Here is a 20,874-nt window from a genome sequence, read left to right on the forward strand (position 1 = left end):
GGTAAATAAAGTACTAAATAAATAGTATGGGGGTATAGAAATGAGGCCGCATGCGACTGAACCGCATGCGGCTTTGATTGCTGAAAAATCCTGTTCGACGAAAATTGCGTGATTATTTGAGTCCGCGCAGGTACAGCCGGATCAAAAGCCGATTTATGCCATTGATGATTTTGATTTGGCCATGCACATGTATATACGGGATGGGAAGATACGAAACAACAGCCCGTCTAACTTATTGAAATGCCCGTTCACATAAAGCGTATACGTCGTTGTCCCTCCCGTTAATGGCGTAAACAATACTAGGTTGACACTACATTTTCCTGGTAGCCGAGCAGTTCTATAAGACACCCGCAGTACCTCGCTGCCTGGCTGTCGTGTAAGACCGGTGCTCGGGTGCCAGTGGTTCATAACTCGTCTTTGAACTTGATCCGTGTCACCTTGATCTCGGCATTCCCGGCTTTCCATTCTTTCGGCACCGTCTTGGCAGTATAAAAATGGTCACTGTCAAGTTGGAACGTGTAATTCGGCTTCAGTTCCTTGTAATCGAAATCCATATCGTTTACCGGAGTATACGATTCCTCGGCGATATTGTTGCCGTTCACGTCCTTGAAATAGACCGTGACCTCAATCTCGGAGAGGATCTTGTTCCCCTTGTTTTTGATTTTGAACATGACGCCCGGTACCTTCCCGTCGAGCAGGGAGTCGAAATACTTCGCCTGGAAGTCGGAGACCTGGATCAAGTTGTTGATGTATTCTTGCTCTACGGTTGTATTGTACTTGCTCGTGTCTGTTGCAGACGGGTTAGCCTGCTTTCGATACAGGTCCAGTTTCTCTTTCAACTGCTCGTTTTCAGTCCGCAGTTGTTCGAGTTCGGCGAGTTGTTTCGCCTGTTCGTCCGACTTTTTCTTTGCCGCGTCCAGATCCGTCGTTGCCGTGGTGAGTTTGGCAGAAAGAGTGGTTTTCTCTTTCTCTATCGTGTCGTATTTGCCCTGCGAGACGCAGCCGGCTAGCAGGAAAGGGACCATCAGCATGACGATCCATTTAGTTGTCTTCATGTTTGCCCCCCAAATTGATCAAGTCTTTACGTCTTATTCGGCTCGCTTACCGCTCGCAAGCGATGCCATCCTTGTCGCGATCGCTCTTCTTGTTTGCTTCGTACAGCGCCTTCGAGACTAACGGCTTGTACTTTGTCTTGCCGCCTTTGTTTTTAATCCCGGCCGCTTTAGCGACACCACCCGGATAGTCTGCATTCAGCGCCTTGCAGTTCTGATACCTTTTGGCACCTTCGGCGCTTACCGGCAGGGCGGCGCCGAGCAGCAGGGCGGTGGCCAAAAGGGCCCATGTGAGTTTTCTCATCCAGTTAAGTCCTCCCATACGTCGTACATCAAGTCATAGATTTCCTTCTCCCGGGCTGCCTTCCGCTTTCGGTCCAGCCTGACCTTTAGACCATCCATGATGACAGCATCGCCCGGTTTGACGCTTCTCGGCAAGCGGCTGCGCGGGATGTCCTGTGTGGCGCCCTTCACTTCAATTATTGCAAGGTCGCCCTCGAACCGATCAATAAAGCAGAAGACGGGTTTGGAGACCATGTAGTGGCGAAGCACCTTTAGTTCAACCTCCATTCCATCGTATTTCTGTCGATCTCGATCGTTTCCTACCGGTTGGGAAAAGGCTACTCACGAATTTCCGAATTTCGTGTGGCCGCTTACCTCAGGCTTTACACTTTCCACAAGCTGCTACCTCCTCCGTGAATCAATGGCTAAGCAATACCAGGTGGACACATCTTTTTCCTGGTTGCCGAGCAGTTCCGTATGGCGTCCCACGCCTGCCGTCCGCGGTCGACGGTTATGTAGTACCGGTGCTCGGTGACAAGTTCATAACTGATCTCGTTCAGGAATGCGAGGTAAATGTGCGTGCGGACAAAACGCTCCTCGGATGCCGTAGGATATACTGGATCACTTTTTCAACATCTTTCTAATACGTTCGGTTGCTCATGCCATGACTCTTATAGGTAAGCATCTTATAGTTTTTTGGCTAGGATGATTAGTTCGTAACTTGGAGCCACAGATAAGGAGACGAGTGAAATTGTGAAATTGGCATCGCGCGGGATTGACTGTAACGTTTTTCCCCCTAAACTGATAATAAATTACAAATCTCAGTCTATCAGTTTTAGGTAAAATTTACTATGAGTATTTCTATAATGAACAATATTATAAAGCTTATTAGACTAGACTAAGATCTAACGATTCCACTGCATACCTAAATAGAGCCAATGATGACTAACTTAATGTAACTTATAAAGAAAAACTCTTCCATTTGATGTATAATAAATACGTTTAAATATAATTCGTAAGTCCTACTGGAATAATTTCGATAATCATCGAATTAAAAGATCTGCCTCGGCTTAGTAATAGAAATCGAAAGGGGATTTCCCACTTGCAAGACTTGTTACAAAAAATTCAGGATCGTCTAACCGATCTAACAGCGAAAAACGCAAGCCTACGTCTCCTGAAACTACATAAAAAAAATCATTTTGATGCGCATCACTTTATAAATTTGCCTGACGGACAAGGTTTTATGATGCTGGATCGACTCCAGAAAGAGAAAACAATTCTAATGCCTGTCTCATCGATTGATGAAAAATGGAATAATCACAGTCGATCTTTGGCAAGTCTAAAACGCGAGATTGATTTGATAGAGCAAGAAACAGGAGCTAACGTTTTTCATGTGGCCTACGGATTTCTCGAAGGCTACTTGAATCCAGATTTTTATGTCCGATCTCCTATTCTTTTGTATCCGGCTAAACTTGTGAGGCTGCAAATTCGCAATGTTCTACACTGGGCCTTGGAATGGGACGAGGATGAAGTCCCGTTTTTTAATCGTTCCCTCCAATTAGCTCTGCGACGCTTTAGCAATGTAGATCTATCTCAACTTTCTGCAGAGTTGGAAACATGTAAACCTCGAGAACTCTTGGATAAAGTCATTAGCTTATGTGAAACAAATAGAGTGGACATAAAATGGGATACTGATTCTAAGATGCTTCCTTTTCCAGATATGCGTCGGGACGACATACCCGGCTTTGGGCCTGGTTTTGTTTTAAAGCCATTTGTAGTCATGGGGAAGTTTAGGCAAAGTGCCAGCCCTCTTCTGCAAGATTACGATCATTTAATGCAGAACCCACCTAGTGAAGGGATTTTATCTACTATGCTGGATGGCAATGCTAATGAAAGGGATTTGGAGGAAGTGGACAAGGAAGTGTTAAATCTGGTCCACGAAAAAGAAACTTATTTTGTTCTCGATACAGATGCGAGTCAAGAGGCAGCTGTTGTAGCATCACATAACCGACAAGGCCTTATTGTTCATGGTCCGCCTGGAACCGGCAAATCTCAAGTGATTGCCAATTTGGTGGCAGATAGGTTGGCACGCGGACAAAAAGTATTGGTTGTCTGTCAAAAGCCGGTTGCCCTCGAAGTGGTTTACAACCGTTTGAGTAGTCTTAATTTAAATCGACACGCGGCCTTGCTTCGAGATTCAATGAAAGACCGAAATTCGGCTTACGCTACATTGTTATCTATCTTCGAAAATGGAGCTTCCTTTGCTAATGACAATGAGCATGAGCGGGTATCGGAGGAAATGCATACCTTGGCTACTAAATTGAATGTTATCGCTGGTTCATTGCATCAAGAGCGCCCTTTTGGCAGGACACTCCATCAGCTTTATTCCAAAGCCATATGGGATGACAAGTTAATTATGCCTGTAAAGGATTTAGTACCGAGTGTTACATATACGAACCTACAAGAACGAAAAGTTGAGCTTGAAACGATCATTGAATTAATGAAAAAATATGATCGCAACGACTACCCTTGGGCTAACAGAAGGAGCTTTGCCAACTTTACAGCTGATCACCATTACAAGCTTCATACTTTGCTTGCCAATATTATGGATAACACTAGTAAAGCACTTGACATTCAAAACGGTGAAAAGTTTGCAACTGCCCCTGAGCATCATGTGGAACACATTAGTATTTTGAAAAAATTAAATCAAGAAATGCCTAGCTATAATAGTAAAGTAGCTAAGTATTGGGAAACTGAGGAACCGGATTTCCGGCTCGTCCGTAAAACGTTTAGTGAGCTTGACAGTGCGATTCGTACGTGGGACTCTGACAATACTCCTGCACAAGGATATTCTGTTGAGGAAGCCCGGTTAATGGTTGAAAAAATAAACGACTATCAGACTTACCTAACCAAATGGACAAGAGTATTCTCCACGAAATGGCGAAAAATACGCCGTGAAGTAGAGGCAGCTGCTTCTGGCCGTGGCATTAGTCCAGTGACATTACAATCACAATTGGATCTCTATTTATCTATGGAGGAAGTTAAGCAAAAAACTATTCTTCACCCAATACTGGAGGACATACCATTTTCAGATAACGTCCAGGATTGGGAAATGTGGGGATTGGAGAAACAGAAGGCTATTCAATTCTTGCAAGTATATCTAGAAGCTTCAGAAAAATTTCCTCAGTGGGTTACTCCTATAACCGATTCATTTTCTAAGGATGAATTTGAGAACAAGTTGAGTTCAGCTATCCAGTTAGGGGAGCTGACTGCCTCTTTACTTCGTACTTTAGAAACCTTGAATGGGTACCTTAGTGAAAAAGAAATAACTAATATTTCGAAAGACTTCAAAAAGGGTACTACGAGGGTTTCTTTGTTTAATGAGATGGTAAGAACACTGGAACATTTTGATAGTATGTGCAGATTAGATCAATTGAAGGCAGAAACGGATGAATTGAATACCAAGCTCCTGCAGAGATGTAAGGAGAAAATGCATTTCGAAGAGGACAGTTGGCCTGATCTGATTGAAAATAGTTTCTTGCACGCTTGGATTCTCCAGATCGAAGAACAGGAGCCCCATGTTAAAGACGTATCGACGGAAATCTTTGAGCGGAACAGGTCTCGTTATATTCAACTGCATAAAGAAAAACGTAAGGCAGTACCAGGTTGGATCAATCGGCGATTAAGTGTTAAGGCTAACGAAGTAGGGATTAGTGGAAAATCTAGCTTAAAGCGAGAAGCCCAAAAGAAGCGGAAGCAATCAACACTTCGACAGATTTTTGCAACCTATCCCGACGATATTTTGAAGCTGATCCCTTGCTGGCTTTGTACCCCTGAGACAGTTTCCACTGTTTTCCCAATGACTCCTGGTTTGTTTGACTTGATTGTGTTCGATGAAGCGTCTCAATGTTCCGTAGAAAATGCTATACCAACTTTATACCGGGGTAAGCAAGTGGTTGTTGCAGGAGATGAAAAACAGCTTCCGCCTAGCGATTATTTTAAGAACTCTACAGAAGAAGACGAAGGCGAGGACGAAGAGTTAGCGTCTCAGGATCGTGCGGATAAAGCACAGAGTTTGCTGGAGTGGAGCAAGCCGTACTTTGCTGATATTTGGCTTACGTGGCACTATCGTTCTCAAAATGATGCGTTGATTAATTTTTCAAATTATGCTTTTTACGGTTGCCGAATGGAGATCGCTCCTTCTGCCCACCGTCCGGAAGGAAGGCCAATAAGCTTTTATCAGGTAGAGGGAAAGTGGGTCAACAACCAAAACCAAAAAGAAGCTGAAAAGATAGTTGAGCTGGTGATTGATACTTTAAAAAGTGATGAGTTGAAACCAACAATTGGTATTATCACCTTTAACAGTCCTCAAACGGAAGCTATCTATGAAATGCTGGATGAAGCGGGAAGAAAAGATCCTGAAGTTCAAGTCCTGATCGACGAAGCGAAAAGCCGTAGAAATGGTGATGAATTTGTAGGATTGTTTGTAAAAAATATCGATAACGTTCAAGGGGACGAACGGGATATCATTTTCTTTTCTGTGGCTTATGCCAAAAACGAAGAAGGGCGAATGGTTAGCAATTTTGGTCCTTTATCCCAAGGAGCAGGCGAAAACCGTTTGAACGTTGCAGTAACCCGGGCTAAGAAAAAAATACACATCGTATGTTCTTTCGATCCAAGAGAATGGAACCGGGCAGAAACATATGCTCCGGGCGTGCGTCTCTTTAAACGCTATCTAGAATATGGTAAGGCTGTATCAGACGGAGATAGAGATCAAGTTCATCGTATCCTAAAGGGTCTATTGGAGGGCACTACTGTTAACGGACGCAGTGATCTGGTATTCGATAGCCCCTTTGAAATTGAGGTGTACGAAGGGTTATTAGATCTTGATTATTCAGTTGATACGCAAGTAGGATTCTCTGGATATCGAATTGATTTAGGAATTATACACCCGAATAACAATGAACGTTATATCCTTGGGGTTGAGTGTGATGGCGCTATGTTCCACTCCTCAAAGGTAGCGCGGGAACGGGACTACTATAGGCAGAGATTCTTGGAAAGCCACGGATGGACAATTCATCGGATTTGGAGCCGGAGCTGGTGGAAAAATCGTTCTGGTGAACTTGAGAAAGTACGGCAACATGTAGATAAGTTGAATATAAAAAGCTGAACTTCATAACTCAAAATAACTAGTCCAAGAAAATAATTCTACAGTTGTAGTCGGAAATACCAAGTACACTCAAGGAGGGAGCTTAATGGATAATTCTCATTATAAAGTAAAAAAAACTGCTCCAAACTGGACTGAGGACCAGGATAAAATCATACGTAATTTTATTAATCAGTATAGAGAACTAGAGGCACGAACAAGAAGAGGAGAAAAAGTAAGAAGGAGAGAGGAGTTCGCAGAAGAAGTTTTAAAACAATACCCTATAATAGGAAACCATAAAGTAAAAGACATTGCTGGACACTTCAAATATATTAGTGAGGTATTAGATGGTAAGTATTCCGTTGAACGTACACTAATAAAATATAAGCAACTGGTGGGAGCGGAGAAGATTATTATTATATTCAGTGACCGGGATTTTTTATAAAATCATCAAGCTCTTTTATTTTTATATTAGCTTTTCTGGTGTAGTGTGACTGTGAGCATAAAGTATATCTAATAAAGCTTTCCATTCTTCCAGGTTTGTTAACTTCAATGATCAAAATAGGAGCAGTTACTTGATTTTTTTGACCTCAGTTTTCTCCCGTACAGGCACTTCTGGGCCTTCGCCTACATACAATGAAATGACCGTGAACCCGTAAGACTTATTGACCGGTTTCATTGTACAAGTGCGGGAGGTGTCGCCAAAGTGCCCGGATTTCTTAGCACCATTGCGCTGCTGATTAAAGAACTGACGCTGTTGGTATCGTATGTAAGGAACAACGCTTTTCCCCAACCGCTGACGGAGGAAGAGGAAAGCCGATACCTGGGGATGATGGCGGAGGGAGACGCCAGAGCCCGGAATTTGCTGATTGAACATAACTTGCGGCTTGTAGCCCATATAGTGAAAAAATTCGATAACACCGGCGAAGACATGGAGGATCTGATCTCCATCGGAACGATCGGTCTCATCAAAGCGATCGAGAGCTACCGGCCTAACAAAGGGACGAAGCTTGCCACCTTCGCAGCCCGATGTATCGAGAATGAGATCCTCATGCACCTCCGTTCGCTTAAAAAGACCCGCAAGGACGTGTCGCTGCATGACCCGATCGGAACGGACAAAGAAGGTAACGAGATTACGCTCATCGATATCCTGGGCTCCGATACGGACGATGTCATCAAGGAAGTGGACCTGAAGATCGAGAAGAGCAAGATCTACCGCAACCTCGACATCCTGGACGACCGGGAAAAAGAGGTGGTGGTCGGCCGTTTCGGCCTGGACACCGGGGGAGAGGAGCGTACACAGCGGGAGATCGCCAAAGAGCTGGGCATTAGCCGCAGCTACGTATCACGGATCGAGAAACGGGCGCTCATGAAGCTGTATCATGAGTTTTATAAGGCGAAGAGGTAAAATCTAAATATGCTGTCACAAAGAAATTCCTTGCATTGATATGGGTTTGAATTGTGTATAGCGAGCGGTGAAAAATAATAATAGCCTAGACATTAGGAGGCACCCTATGTCCAGGCTTTTTGCTTATGAAAAGACAGGCTCTAATTCTATTTCACTAGTGCTAATACTCTGACTTTGTCGATACTCCATTGCTGCCATCGTTTGTATAAACTCAATTGTAGGGTCAATTTCTTGTACAATATCTTGTAACTCTTGAACAGTTGCATGAGCTCTTTCAATCTTGTTTCTAAAGCGGCTATTTTGTCTACGTCAGTTTCTGTTTGTAAAAGCTCTATGTTTTTAGCTATTTCTTGATGATATTTTTCTTCTTCTTTTTTGCGATTTTCTGTTCGAGAGCATTGACTTGCTGTTCCTTTTCAAGCAGTTGACGCTGTTGAATTTTCTGAACATAGCAACCTCCCGTATGGTAATAATAACTATTGTATTGGGTTGCTAGTATATGACATGGGGCGTCTTGTTTCCGTTCTACGGCCGGGGATGCCTCGTTTTTTGGATAAGAACCAGTAAGATCAGGTAGCTGAAGGGATACTGAGCTTGCGACAGGGAAATCCGTACAGTACACTTTCTTTATCCAGTACTACCTCGAAAAAAGGAAGTGTTAAACAATGAATGTAGAAATGGTCATGCGGGAGCTTGAAGCGCTCGGCAAGGAACGAACCAAGAAAATATACAGCTCGAATGGCGCGCACGAACCGCTTTTTGGCGTGGCTACCGGCGCAATGAAGCCTATCTTCAAGAAAACTAAAATAAATCAGCCTCTGGCTGAGCAGCTTTACGCCACAGGGAATTACGACGCCATGTATTTTGCCGGCATCATAGCCGACCCCAATGCAATGACGGAAGCCGATTTTGACCGATGGATGGATGCGGCTTATTTTTATATGCTGTCCGATTATGTAGTTGCAGTAACCTTGGCCGAAGCGGATATTGCACAAGAAGTTGCCGATAAATGGATCGCGAGCGGTGAAGAGCTGAGAATGTCAGCGGGCTGGAGCTGTTACTGCTGGCTGCTCGGCAGCCGACCGGACGATGAATTTTCCGAAAGCAAACTTGCCGGTATGCTTGAGATGGTGAAAAATACGATTCATGATTCACCAGAACGCACTAAATACGCAATGAACAACTTTTTATACACAGTGGCGGTATCCTATGTGCCTCTTCATGATAAAGCGTGTGAGACCGCAAGGACTGTAGGCGCTGTAGAAGTCAATAAGGATAAGGCCAAAAGCAAACTTCTTCACGCTTACGAAAATATTCAAAAGGCAGTCGACAAAGGGCAGGTTGGTTTTAAACGCAAGCATGTAAGATGTTGACCGTGACAAAAGCTTAAACCTACTCCGAGACCGATAGCTCAGAAATGAAGAACCAGCAGCCACACAAGGCTGCTGGTTCATCGGGCTCATTAGAATTTATAAAATTTCGAGGTGGAATTGTCTTCCCCTTCGTTTTTGTTTTTGGTAAGGTGAGGATATGGAGACGAACATTCTGAAACGAATTTTCTTTGATGAGCATGGACACTGGGACCGATTTGTAGAGAAGCATAAGGGTAAGCTGCGGCCAAATGTCTTGAAGGAAGTAGAGAAATTCCGGAATTGCGGAGAGATAGCGAAGGGATTTAAGTTGCTGGTATGCGAAGGATGCCATGACCTGCGGCTTGTTCCGTATCGCTGTAAAGGAAGATTCTGTACAACATGTTCATGCGGAGAGACAGAGGAATGGGCGAGGCTCTTGGAGGAGGATGTGTTTCAGGTCAACCACCGCCATGTGGTCTTCACGATCGACGAAGGACTGCGGGAAGTGTTTCTGCTGCACTGGGACAAATTGCTTAAAGCATTTATGGACGAGGCGGTCCATGTTGTAAAAGAGCATTTCGAGAAGAAACATAAGGTAACGCCGGGGATTATCGTGTCAAGGGTTATGAAGCAATGGGGTACCACGGGATGAGCTTATAAATTTACACTATGATTTTTACAGGACGTGGGCTTATGAGAAGTAAGAAGAAGAGAAAGAAGTGGATCTTTTCAGATCATGAATTAGTTTCCATTGAGCAAGATGATCAGTTTTATTTTATTGCCGGCTATACGGAAGGTGGAGCTCCTTATGGGGTGACGTGGGAGAAGTATGAGGCTCAATCAGCCCTTGCCTTGGAGAATAGAATTAGCGAAGGAGAATCTCAAATGAAGGAGTTGATTCTTTTGGAACATCAGCTTAAGGATCTCATAGAGACCTATGATATGTATATGGATGGAATAGAGCATTTCTTGAATATCGATACTGGTGAAATTGTTATGCTAAACTCGTTTGACAAGGACGATGAAGATGAAGCGTTAAGTGAAGCCATTGAAGAAGGGTTTAATGAAATATATTTCCGAATCCCCAGTCGCGAATCTCATGAGGGGTATATGGATATGGAGGATTTTGCTGATACAGTACCAAACGAGAAATTAAGGGCCAAGCTGTTTAACGTATTGAGTGGCGGGAAGAAAATATTCCGAAGATTCAAGGACACATTATCCTCGGATGCCCGTGAATTGGATCGTTATTATCAATTTGTGGAAAGCAGAAATAAAGAACGTGTCCTGGATTGGTTAGAATCCATAGACGTTAGTCTGAAGGTAAGTGTTGGAAATGGCGATTTAAACCTTTAACTAACATAAGTTGTTTGTCCATACGTTGCTTGATCAGAATCATCAGTTGACAAAAATCCGAATGCCGGATTCGTAGTGTGTTTTCAGAAAGCACAGCTGGTCTGGCAGTCAGAGGCAATTGCCGTGGCGGTGGAATGGGCGCGGAGAAGTCCGCATGTCATTCAGGCTGTAGGAAAAACGTATCGCGAAATCGGGGAAATGATGACTGGTATCCCTTGCAGGAATAATTTTAAACCGCAAAAGTCGATAAGGCATATCTGCTGCAGATCCGTAAGATCGTTATTGTTGAAGGGATCTCGGAGCTAAAAGCGACGGGACAAGATCAAACCAGCTATGCAAGGACAATGATCAAAGCATTGGATGATGCACATTTTGATGGCATTGTTCCGCAGTCGGAATTGATATTTATTGATACAACCGAATTTCTGCAAGCATCATGGGAGCAGATCGGTCCTTACTTAAATGTAATGAATTGAACGAGATGAGGGAGAGTATGAGCCGAAAGGAAAAAGGAATTAATCCAAAGCTGATTGCTGTGATGACCGGAGCGGAACTACCGACAGATGAAGCACCGACTGCAGAGATGTTGCCGGGAAGCGCAGCACGAATGGTTGCCAAGCGAAACAAGAAAGTTGCGCCCGCCTATAAATCTAACAAGCAGCGGCTGCGGTGCATGCGATGCGGTCACGCTGCGGTATACGATATTGGCATTACTGTTTTTAACGGGACAGGCTGGGCGAAAGCGGTTGAAAATAGCGATTATCTTTCCAATACGAATACGGACTTCGATATGCGGCGGAATTTGATTGATTACGCACAATTTACCGGCTATATTCGTTGCGCCAAGTGCAATGGAGCAGGGGCATGGGAGTTTACCTCGCCTCTTTTTACGCTTGGTCTGATGGGGCATGTAATGAGGGTGAAGGAAGATCCGGATGTAGGCTTTATGCTTGGACGCATGCAGTTATACGACGGCACGAGTCCGCAATGGGTAAGTGATGGGGAAGAACGGTTTCTGGAACGGCTCAAGAATGATCCGGGAGATAGTCATCTATGGAACAAACTGGGGAATTTGTATTATAAGGGTGGGCGCCCGGAGTTGGCAGCGGCAGTTTTCGAGCATTCGATCGAAGTCGATGCTTCACACGTGGAATCCTGCTATTCGCTAGCCGATATGCTGTTGCAAATTGGAGAACTGGAGATTTCCGGGAGGTATTTTCGGCAGACTCTGGTATATGCTCGCGCATACACGAGGCTGGATGCTTTGAAACTTCGGGATTTTTTGGCGGACAGCTTATGCAAGCTGTTGGATATTCATCGTGAAACGAAAGAAAAAGTTCCTTTTCTGCCGACGGAGGAGGAGCTTGATGTTATGAAGCAGTTAAATGAAACGGCTGCAACTGCAACGCATGAATTACAATTGTATGAATTTGATTTGCAACCAGGGGATCGGGAGTCATTCCTGCCGGTGGCGGAGATGTATATGGGGACATTGACGGATGACATCCCTGAACATGAGCGCAAGCTTCGCAAGCATCAAACCATGCAACAGTTGGAAGAAGGTGAGGAGACGGTCATGAGAAAAGATAAAGCCTGTTATCCGGATACAGGCTGGGGATCCGAGCGGCAACCCATCATTGTCAAAGTGAGAACGGAAGAGCGGGCGGCGCAGGTCGCGCGCGTATGTGATCATTTTAATTGGCATTACATCATGGGCATGGAGCTTACGGAGGATTTAAGCGATTTAAAGAAAGCGCTAAAAGAACGGTTTGCGCCCGCGAATATATATGATCCGTGTCCGTGCGGCAGCCAAGCGAAATACAAGTTCTGCTGTGCAAAAACGATGAAGAATTTCGATCTGAACGATTATTTGAAAACATTCGTGATCGAATCATCATCGTGAGCGAAATGAATGCAAGTGGGTTTTTGATTGGCGAGCACCTAGGGTCGAGGGATTGAAGAGACTGCCATCCCTCCCGCTTCTTATCAACGTTATTTAGAACAAAAAACATCCCTCTTGCATGTCGAACATGCCGACAAATGTCTAGCATTTCAACAAAAAGGGGGATGCTATAGAATGAATAAATATTTTAATTTTTGTAAGTTACCTAATGGTGGGTTACTCATCCTGAAGGGAGATGACGATGATGAATTAAGTGAATTTTTTGGGAATACATGTTTTACACCTCATAAGAAATAAAATGCGGGCCAGAGAACATGAGGTGAACAAGCAGGGCATGGATGCCGGGACAAACCGACGATGCAGTTTTTTTCTCGTGGCAGGCGTTCTTTTTAGCGTGCTTTTAAAGAAATCACAGCTGCCTCGTATGGCTTTAGTTCAAATTCATGGATGGACCGGTTTAAATCCTCCTGATAATTCCCAAGAACCCACTCTTCCAAAGAATAAGCTGCATAGCGTTCAGGTAAGATGAATACTGGTGTGCCTGCGGTAAAATTGCACACAACAAGCCATACCTTTTCCTTCAGAGTTCGGGTATAGGCAAAGATTTCCTCATTTTCTTCCAGAATCTCATCGAATTTTCCATAGACAACAATTTCATTTTCCTTACGGAGCTTAATAAGCTTTTTGTAAAAGTAAAAAACTGAATCTGGATCGGCCAGCGATTGCTCCGCATTAATGACAGGGTAATTCGGATTCAATTTAATCCACGGTTCTCCAGTCGTAAATCCTCCATGCAGGCTGCTATTCCATTGCATGGGAGTACGAGCATTGTCTCTGCTTCTCTTGTGAATGGCCTTCATCATTTCGTCATGCGGAATAAGTCCACTTGAACAATAATCCCGATAGCCGTTCATGGTTTCTATATCCTTGTAGGAACCGATTTCGGGGAACTGAACATTCGTCATGCCCAACTCTTCGCCCTGGTAAATGAAAGGACTTCCTTTCTGCAGATGCAGGCATACCCCCAGCATTTTTGCTGAAACGACCCGGTATTCCTCGTTGTCATTGCCAAAAGTAGAAACTGCCCGGGGCTGATCGTGATTGTTCCAATAAAGACTGTTCCATCCATCCTCTTCAAGCCCATATTGCCATCTGCTAAAAATCTCCTTCAACTCGGTTAGCTTCCAGTCTTCAACAGACCATCTTCCGTATTTACCGTAGCCCAACGTTACGTGATCAAACTGAAATACCATGTCCAGTTCGTGACGCTCTTTTCCCGTATAGAGTTTGGCTTCGTCGACCGTAGCCCCTAACGTTTCGCCGACAGTTACCACTTCATGCTTCGACAAGACGTGATCGTGCATCTCCCGCAAGTACGTATGGATTTGCGGACCGTTCATAAAATAGGGGAAGCCGTTACCGTAGCTATATCCTTCCACAACTTCACCATCCGGCAATTCTGGAACTTTGGAAAGAAAATTGATAACATCCATGCGAAAGCCGTCCACGCCTTTATCCAGCCACCAGAGCATCATTTCGTACACTTCATCACGCAAATGCGGATTCTCCCTGTTACTGCTAACCCATAATGACCGGAGGTTGACGGTGTAAGCTGTCCTGCTATTGACGGCCATGCTGTCCGCAGTAGGATAGAAAAGCAGGGAGAATCATGACAATTCTCCCTGGATCACGCGCTTTACCATATGGTCGTCCACAATCCGGTGCTTGTTCTGTGCGCCGTAGATCAACGCGTGGGTACAGAGCTTGTTCACCAGCCGGGCGGCTCCGCTGGAAAAACGGTAGATTTCATCCATCGCCGCCTCCGTAAACAGTTCATGCTCGGCACCTGCTGCACTCAGATGCCTCTTCATATAGGCCCCCACTTCCGCCCGGTCCATATGCGGAAGATAACACTGCATATCAATTCGCTGGCGGATCGCCGCATAGGCTTGCAGCCCCAGCCGGTCCCACAGTTCGCTTTGCCCCACCAGAATCAGGGCCATCGGACTCTGTGAATCCATTTTCAGATTTAGTAGAAATCGCAGTTCCTCCAGCATCTCCCGGTCCAGCAGATGGGCTTCATCGACCACGACCACGGGCTGTAGCCGGTGAATCCCACGCATGAGTTCAATCTCCCGGTGTAACTGCCGTTTTGCATCCCCCCGGTAAAATTTCGACTCACAGCCGAGCTGCTCCAGCAGCCCTTTGTAGAAGTGGCGCGGGGTCAGTTTCGAATCGGACAGGTAGAGTAGCTTAAAGCGCGCCTCGTCCAGTTCCTTGGCTAACCGCCGGATCGTAGTCGTTTTCCCGGTCCCGCAGTCCCCTGTGAGCACGGCAAACCACTGGCGTTCCGCGACATAGGCCAGACGCCCGAGCATTTCTTCCTGCGACGCAGACGCATATAACTCGTCTACCGCAAGATCTCTGGAGAACGGAGCACGGTGCAACTCGTAGAAGGACTCAAACATGGCCATCCTCCGCCTGCACTCTGCGGTACGTCACCGCAGGTGCTTCCCGCTGTTTGCGCTGCTGGTGTCGCTGCTCTGCCGCCTCCAGCAGTCTCGACGTGTCGGTCATAGATGCGCCCAGGTGCTCCGGCAACGCCGGACGGGTTCCCGCCCGCTGACCGATTTCCATCTCGCGCACCCGCCACGGCGCTCGTCCCTCATACTCAATCGTCAGTTCCGTGGGGTCTGCCGGGTCATAAACCACCTCGACCGTACAGCCAATGACCGTCAGGCCCACTTCGTACTTTCGGTTCATGAAGCTAATGCAGCCCGACTTGTCGACCTTCCGCTTTTCACTATGCAAGAACGCGTCCGCCAAGGTATCCGGGTCCATGAACCGCAGTGCTTTCTTGTCACTCCGAAACGCCGTTTCCGGGCTTTGCTTGTCCGGCAGGGCGGAGTGGGGCTTGTGCTGGTAGCACTCCGAGAGCCATACCTCGAAGCGCTCATTCAACTGCTCGAGTGTCTTCGGCTTCTCCAAGGCGACTTCGCTCAGAAACGAATCGACGATTTGGTTAAACCGTTCGACCTTGCCTTTGGATTCAGGCGAGTAGGGCTTCGCATAGAGCAGCCGGGTTCCGAGCTTGGAACATATCCGGGTCATGGCTTGGGTACGGTACTGCTTGCCGTTGTCAAAATAGACCGCTTCTGGTACCCCATACTTCTGGATCGCTTGGCGAAACGCCGATTCGACCAGCCGCTGGTCCATGACCGGCACAAACTCCCCATGCAGAATAAACCTTGTAGCGTCGTCAATGAACACGACCAGATACACCTGTTTCATCGTCCCGCTTTCGCCAAGGGGCAAATACGGTCCGTATTTGAGGTCTGACTGCCACAGCTGGTTCCGGTGGCGCTGCTGGAAGCGTCTGGCGGCAACCCCGGATTCGGCGTACATCCGCAGATGGCGCGAGCTGTAGCCACAGGCAGTCAGTCTCTCCTGCAGGGTACTACGCTTAATTTGGCCCGGCGAAATCCGCCCTTCCCATTCTAAAATCTGAATGAGCTGTGCGACGCTGCGGCCGGGGACCTCCCGGCGCAAGAGAATCGCTTGCTCGAGCACGGCGGTAGGAAGAATCTCTTCGGAGGGCTGCCGCCCTTTGCCTTTGGGCTTCAGGCCGGTAAATCCTTCGCTCCGGTAACTCGCCAAATACCGGCGCAAGGTACGTTCGGAGAGTCCGGTTTGCTTACAAATCTGCGCTTTCATCTCCCGGGCTTTGGCCGGGTCCAGCCCTTCGGCAAGCAGGGGAGCGAGAAGCTGCATCCGCTCTGCGGCGAGGGCTTCGGCTTTCTTTTGGTCTTTCATGGGTCGGTAAACTCCTTCCTGAAATGAACTCAAGGAGAGTCTACCGTAGAGCCGGGGCGGACAGATAGGCAAAACGGGTATGTACCCACAAATGAGCGTTTGCGACGGGGCGGACAAGTCTGGCCAGCCAGCCGGGTCCTTGCTGACGAAAGGCGGGGGCGGAGGTCATACGCAGGTGATCCGAAGCTTCGGGGGACCCGGGAGCGAGGCCGGACATCCGAGCCTCCAGCGCCTGCAGAACGAGGATGAAGTAGATAGAGAGCACGCGAAACCAGACCTTCCAACGCCGTAACGTAGAGGTTTCCGCGCAGGCGGTCACGGACGCCTCCGGCTCCGTGACCGCCTGTTCGATACAACGGGAATCGTACCGTTTATAGGGAATGAGTAGATCCGGGAGCTCATGGTGAATCCTGCGGCATCCCGCACACCGGAGTCTGCGAATCACCAGTTGGCGCAGCTCACCACCCCCACCCCGGACCTTCCGCTCCCGGCTACCGATAATCTCCAGGTTCTCTGTGCAGCACGGGCAGGGCACCTCCTCCGCACCCCTGACGAAAAACACCAGGGATCTTTTCAACCAGCGCATACTCTGTTACAATGACCATGTCTAATGATGAAGGATATTTCCGGTGCGGCCTGTGCTAGCAGGCATACACGCGATGGAAGTATCCTTTTTCCTTTGCTAGAATACGGTCATTATATCTGGCAACTTCCGGACAGGCAATCCCGCCAGCTTCGCGGCGTTATGCTTTAGCAGAAACATCTCCCAATTAAGATCCGGCTGTTTTTTACTAAAAAGGTGGAGGTAGTATTCCCCAGTTTGTTCATCCCATTCCCATGCGGAACCTCCGAAGAGAGATCCCCAGTTATTCGGAGGTCTGCCGTCAATGCCTTTTTTCCATATGTAATAATCCCGATAAGGATTATCAATGGAGGAGCGAGATTCGATAAACCATGGGTGCTCGTCTGAGGAGTGGTTGACTACAAGATCCATCATGATCCGGATGTTACGAGTATGAGCCTCCGTCAGCATTTGATCGAAATCAGCCATCGTACCAAATTCTTTCATGATATCGCGGTAATTGGAAATATCATAACCGTTATCATCATTTGGAGATTGGTAGACCGGCGAAAGCCAAATAATATCAATACCCAGTTCTTTCAAGTAGTCCAGACGAGAAGTAATCCCTTTTAAATCACCAATCCCATCCCCATTGCTATCCTGAAAGCTACGTGGATAGATTTGATAAAACACCGCATTTTCCCACCATCTTTTCGTTGTTTCCATTGTTAATCTGTCCTTTCTTTCTTGTTTAGTAATGTTCATCGGCAAACAAGCTCGCTAATACTTAAACGGCCTGTTCTTCATCAGGTCCTTCCGCTGTAAGGGTGATCGCCGTTCCCTTCGCCACATCCAGCGCCATGACCCCCAAGATGCTCTTTGCATCCGAAACGATATTCTTAGCCTCCCAAACAATGCGAATTTGGGAAGCAAATTGTTCAGCTGCCGAGGTCAGTTTTTTGGCAAACACTACATTAAACCCGCCGTGATGAACGATGATTTCCTTTGTCTTCATTTCGGCTTGACTCCTTTAATTTTCAGATTTTACAGCTTGCAAATCCTTGATAATTCTCGGGTACAATTTATCCAGCTTATAGAATGCCAGGATAACAATCTGGATGGCGGACAAGATGATGGGCATATAAATAAACATGACGTGAATTGACGTAAGATCCGAAGCGCTTATTGTAGTCTGTCCTCCGACATACCCGCCTAGAGACAGCCCCCAATCAACAGCGGCCGCGCCTAAACCTGTGCCCGCTTTCGTTCCAAAACTGCCAGCGCTGTATACGAGCCCTTCCGTGCGCATACCCGTTTTCCATTCACCGTACTCAATTGTATCTGCAAGCATGGCGAAAAAGGTGCCCAAGGTTGCCGCTCCTCCGAATGCTCGGATAACATTCCCGACGCAAACCGTAATCAGATTGCCTGGATCGGGTACGATAGCAAGTGACCCCAAGATCAGCAAGGCACAGCCAATCATCGCTACATTCCGTTTGCCGATCCGCTTGATAATAGGGGGGAGCAACGCGAAGCCGACGAGCGTTGGAACCATTCCGACTAGCATGAGAGTTCCAACTAGATTGGGATCATGTAGCACATATTGTGCATAGTAAATGAAAATGCCGCCGCCAATTCCTTGGCTTATAAAGTTACTGGACAGTGAAAAGTTCAAATGCTTAAGAAGCCAGCAAATCCGCGTCCATATGGCGTTTTTCCTGCTTGAAACGAATAATTTGGGTTAGGGTTAGGTGCGGGCTTTGGGCTAACAGGCGAAAAATCGATTTACGCAGATAGACCATAACGGTGGCCTCGGAGACGATCGCTTTTGAAGGCGTTCGGAGGTAGCGCCAAAACAAGCCCGGCGTACGCGTAGAAAACCGCAACGCGATCATCTGGACCGAGCCTGTCGCGATGCAACTGCACATCACAAATCTCTCAATGGCTTCTAGCGTGAGCCGAATCCGTTTCTGGTCGGCTTCGTCTGTCACCTGTTCCAACGGATGCCCCTCATTCTTACGCAGATACCGCTTGAGCTTAGGCATCGATTTGCTCCAGAAGCGATAGCCAAAGGCGCCGATCACTTGCTTCATTTCCCGGAAGGTGCATTCGATTTTGAACCGATAGCCGTAAAGGGTGATGATCTCCGTTGCTTCAAGCGTCAAATCTGTGCTCACCAAAATAGAGGGCTGCCCCCGATGCAGCACCAGCACAAAGCGCAAGGGCTGGTACAAGCCTTGTCCCCACAACAGATCTAGGCACAAAAACGAAACGGATTCTTCTTTGCCATATAGTAACAGGGTGGCCGTCTGAAACTCCGCGGCTCGCGTTTGAAACAACTCTTTCAGCTTGCCCTTCTTGCCCTTCTTTGGCGGGCGGCCCCGGCCCGGTTTCTTAGCTGCGGGCGGCTCATAGGCAATGGCGTTGGTTTTGGCCTTTGTGACGAGATCCAGACAAGCCTTATTTGAAGTCTGGCTCCGCTTCCATTGCTCCAAAGCAGGAATGGACAGGAAGTAGCGGTCCAGAAGTAGCAAGGCGCTGCCGAACGTCTTTGCAGCGGCAAAGCCCTGATCGATCATTTGCACGACATGGGAGGCTGGTTCTTGTTCGGCGGATGCGTTCCAGTTCCGAATCGCCTTCACCCCGTCTTGCAGATTCATAAGCAGCGGCAAATAAAACCACTTGGTTGGCGTCCCTGCCAACACGCCGATGGCGCCAAACAGATGGCCGAAGATGTATTCGCCTTTGGATGAATTTTCCGATTCCTGATGTAATTTCTTCACACCAGGCATTCGCCGACCTTCCTTGGCCTGCTTCATCCCATCTCCGACGAGTACGACACGCTCATGAACAACCATCAAGGGAGCTGTCTTGCGGACAACTTGAAGCCAGGTCTGCCGAAGGGATTCCAGTGACCAAGCAGAGGAACGAAAAAAATGGATCAAGGTCTCGTAGCAACGCGGATGCAACGAAAGATCCCGGAGGATGGAAGTTACGCCCAACTGATCGGAACGCAGCATAAGGCCGATGACGGTTATCACAAACCAGTGAAAGGCGGCTCGTCTGGAAAAGCAGGAACGAAATTGAAGCAAAATTTTATCGATGAATGGGAGCATAGGTCTGGTCAATCGCTCGGAAATGGGGTAGACTACTGTCTATAACCCTTTCAGCGATTCTATCCTTTCGTGTGAGAACCTTAGGATACCATACAATCGCCCGATTGGGTTATTTTTCTATAGAGAACTTTTCACTGTCCAGTTATTTAGTGAAGAAAATATTGGAGGGAAAAAGCTTCCTTTAGAAAACACTATAAATTTGTACTGCGGGCTAGTACCTTTAGTTCCAATATGGATAAATGTATCATATGTGAAGATGAATCAAGATACTGCTTTTTTCAAGTTGCAAAACAGCTTAAGATTTAGAAAGCCTACATTATTAAGGAATGTAGAAACCGGCCATCCCCCTTTAGGGCATTATTTAACCATCAAAAATGATTACGAGAAATTGTGTATTTACAATCACAGTAAATAGGATCGTACAATCCAACCACTAAAAAACTTGATACTTGATAAACTCTTTAAAGGCTTATTTATAGTCAACGTCACAATTATAGTTGTATGAGGATTAAGAATAATAAGTACTGGTATCATTAGAAAATAGTATTTTCTCAAAATCTTGATGAAGTAGAGGGTATGATATTAACATCATCTATCATGCCCTCAGGCTCTACTTAGATTTTTATACTTAGAAAATTAATAACCAAATTTTCGATTTAAATAGTTTTTAATATGAAGGAGATTATTATGGATGAATTTCGAGTAAATAAAAGTGACAGAAGTATTTTCTTGTCGCTCATAATCATTCTATTGACAGATATATTGTTTCTAGTGTACTCCATCATTGCGGTTAATACTAAAATTTACTTTATTTGTGAGCTTCTATTCTTTACAATATTACCCGTTATTATCCTTTATTCTTTGGTACTATCTATCATTAATAA

17 protein-coding genes and 2 pseudogenes are annotated in these 20,874 nt (G+C 46.3%); 8 read left to right on the forward strand and 11 right to left on the reverse strand.

Going from position 1 to position 20,874, the window contains the following annotated elements; genetic code table 11:
* Positions 1-404 precede the first annotated feature (404 nt).
* From PDUR_RS08015 to PDUR_RS08025, 3 genes are read right to left on the reverse strand one after another with little or no spacing between them, the layout of a single operon-like run.
* Entirely contained in the window at positions 405-1,055 is a 651-nt protein-coding gene (locus PDUR_RS08015) for a hypothetical protein (RefSeq protein WP_042205816.1), read from the reverse strand.
* A gap of 46 nt (positions 1,056-1,101) precedes the next feature.
* A complete protein-coding gene (locus PDUR_RS08020; protein WP_042205817.1) occupies positions 1,102-1,356 on the reverse strand; it encodes an excalibur calcium-binding domain-containing protein in 255 nt (84 codons plus the stop codon).
* Positions 1,353-1,622 carry a DUF3006 domain-containing protein gene (locus PDUR_RS08025; RefSeq protein WP_052410119.1) on the reverse strand — a complete coding sequence of 90 codons (270 nt, stop codon included), beginning with the start codon at positions 1,620-1,622 and terminating at the stop codon, positions 1,353-1,355. The genes PDUR_RS08020 and PDUR_RS08025 overlap by 4 nt, the downstream gene beginning before the upstream one ends.
* Before the next feature lie 814 nt (positions 1,623-2,436).
* Here PDUR_RS08025 and PDUR_RS08030 point away from each other — a divergent pair.
* The 7 genes and pseudogenes from PDUR_RS08030 (at position 2,437) to PDUR_RS28665 (ending at position 12,499) form a co-directional block, all read left to right on the forward strand.
* On the forward strand, positions 2,437-6,504 hold the full coding sequence (locus PDUR_RS08030; RefSeq protein WP_042205818.1) for an AAA domain-containing protein: 4,068 nt from the start codon (positions 2,437-2,439) through the stop codon (positions 6,502-6,504).
* A gap of 85 nt (positions 6,505-6,589) precedes the next feature.
* On the forward strand, positions 6,590-6,925 hold the full coding sequence (locus PDUR_RS08035; RefSeq protein WP_042205819.1) for a hypothetical protein: 336 nt from the start codon (positions 6,590-6,592) through the stop codon (positions 6,923-6,925).
* A 261-nt stretch (positions 6,926-7,186) separates the two neighbouring features.
* Positions 7,187-7,888, forward strand: a complete 702-nt coding sequence (gene sigK / locus PDUR_RS08040; RefSeq protein WP_025694476.1) for an RNA polymerase sporulation sigma factor SigK — start codon at positions 7,187-7,189, stop codon at positions 7,886-7,888.
* Positions 7,889-8,553: 665 nt separating this feature from the next.
* Positions 8,554-9,261, forward strand: coding sequence for a DNA alkylation repair protein (locus PDUR_RS08050; protein WP_042205822.1), 708 nt, complete (start codon positions 8,554-8,556; stop codon positions 9,259-9,261).
* 157 nt (positions 9,262-9,418) lie between these two features.
* Positions 9,419-9,853: pseudogene (locus PDUR_RS08055) on the forward strand (transposase zinc-binding domain-containing protein); the annotation flags it as partial.
* An 80-nt stretch (positions 9,854-9,933) separates the two neighbouring features.
* Positions 9,934-10,596, forward strand: a complete 663-nt coding sequence (locus tag PDUR_RS08060; protein WP_042205823.1) for a UPF0158 family protein — start codon at positions 9,934-9,936, stop codon at positions 10,594-10,596.
* A 493-nt stretch (positions 10,597-11,089) separates the two neighbouring features.
* Positions 11,090-12,499 (forward strand): hypothetical protein, encoded by a 1,410-nt coding sequence (locus tag PDUR_RS28665; protein WP_169744897.1) that lies wholly within the window; start codon positions 11,090-11,092, stop codon positions 12,497-12,499.
* Between the two features lie 389 nt (positions 12,500-12,888).
* On the opposite strand, the gene PDUR_RS08070 is transcribed toward PDUR_RS28665, so the two are convergent.
* The 8 genes and pseudogenes from PDUR_RS08070 to PDUR_RS08105 all read right to left on the reverse strand — a co-directional run bounded on the left by PDUR_RS08070 (position 12,889) and on the right by PDUR_RS08105 (position 19,915).
* Positions 12,889-14,133 (reverse strand): alpha-amylase family glycosyl hydrolase, encoded by a 1,245-nt coding sequence (locus PDUR_RS08070; RefSeq protein ID WP_081949438.1) that lies wholly within the window; start codon positions 14,131-14,133, stop codon positions 12,889-12,891.
* A 33-nt stretch (positions 14,134-14,166) separates the two neighbouring features.
* Positions 14,167-14,967 carry an ExeA family protein gene (locus PDUR_RS08075; protein WP_042205200.1) on the reverse strand — a complete coding sequence of 267 codons (801 nt, stop codon included), beginning with the start codon at positions 14,965-14,967 and terminating at the stop codon, positions 14,167-14,169.
* On the reverse strand, positions 14,960-16,312 hold the full coding sequence (locus PDUR_RS08080) for a DDE-type integrase/transposase/recombinase (RefSeq protein WP_042205201.1): 1,353 nt from the start codon (positions 16,310-16,312) through the stop codon (positions 14,960-14,962). The genes PDUR_RS08075 and PDUR_RS08080 overlap by 8 nt, the downstream gene beginning before the upstream one ends.
* Positions 16,313-16,352: 40 nt before the next feature.
* A complete protein-coding gene (locus PDUR_RS08085) occupies positions 16,353-16,889 on the reverse strand; it encodes a DUF6431 domain-containing protein (protein ID WP_052410173.1) in 537 nt (178 codons plus the stop codon).
* 186 nt (positions 16,890-17,075) lie between these two features.
* Positions 17,076-17,600 (reverse strand): annotated as a pseudogene (locus tag PDUR_RS08090) (alpha-amylase family glycosyl hydrolase); the annotation flags it as partial.
* A gap of 61 nt (positions 17,601-17,661) precedes the next feature.
* Positions 17,662-17,889, reverse strand: a complete 228-nt coding sequence (locus tag PDUR_RS08095; protein WP_042205826.1) for an HPr family phosphocarrier protein — start codon at positions 17,887-17,889, stop codon at positions 17,662-17,664.
* A 15-nt stretch (positions 17,890-17,904) separates the two neighbouring features.
* Positions 17,905-18,549, reverse strand: coding sequence for an MFS transporter (locus tag PDUR_RS08100; RefSeq protein ID WP_233277502.1), 645 nt, complete (start codon positions 18,547-18,549; stop codon positions 17,905-17,907).
* Between the two features lie 4 nt (positions 18,550-18,553).
* Positions 18,554-19,915, reverse strand: coding sequence for a transposase (locus PDUR_RS08105; protein WP_233277503.1), 1,362 nt, complete (start codon positions 19,913-19,915; stop codon positions 18,554-18,556).
* Between PDUR_RS08105 and PDUR_RS29735 the strand changes: the two genes are divergently transcribed.
* A complete protein-coding gene (locus tag PDUR_RS29735) occupies positions 19,811-20,035 on the forward strand; it encodes a hypothetical protein (protein ID WP_233277607.1) in 225 nt (74 codons plus the stop codon). The genes PDUR_RS08105 and PDUR_RS29735 overlap by 105 nt on opposite strands.
* The last annotated feature ends 839 nt before the right edge of the window (positions 20,036-20,874 follow it).

This window comes from Paenibacillus durus (assembly GCF_000756615.1).
Taxonomy (GTDB): Bacteria; Bacillota; Bacilli; order Paenibacillales; family Paenibacillaceae; genus Paenibacillus_AQ; species Paenibacillus_AQ durus.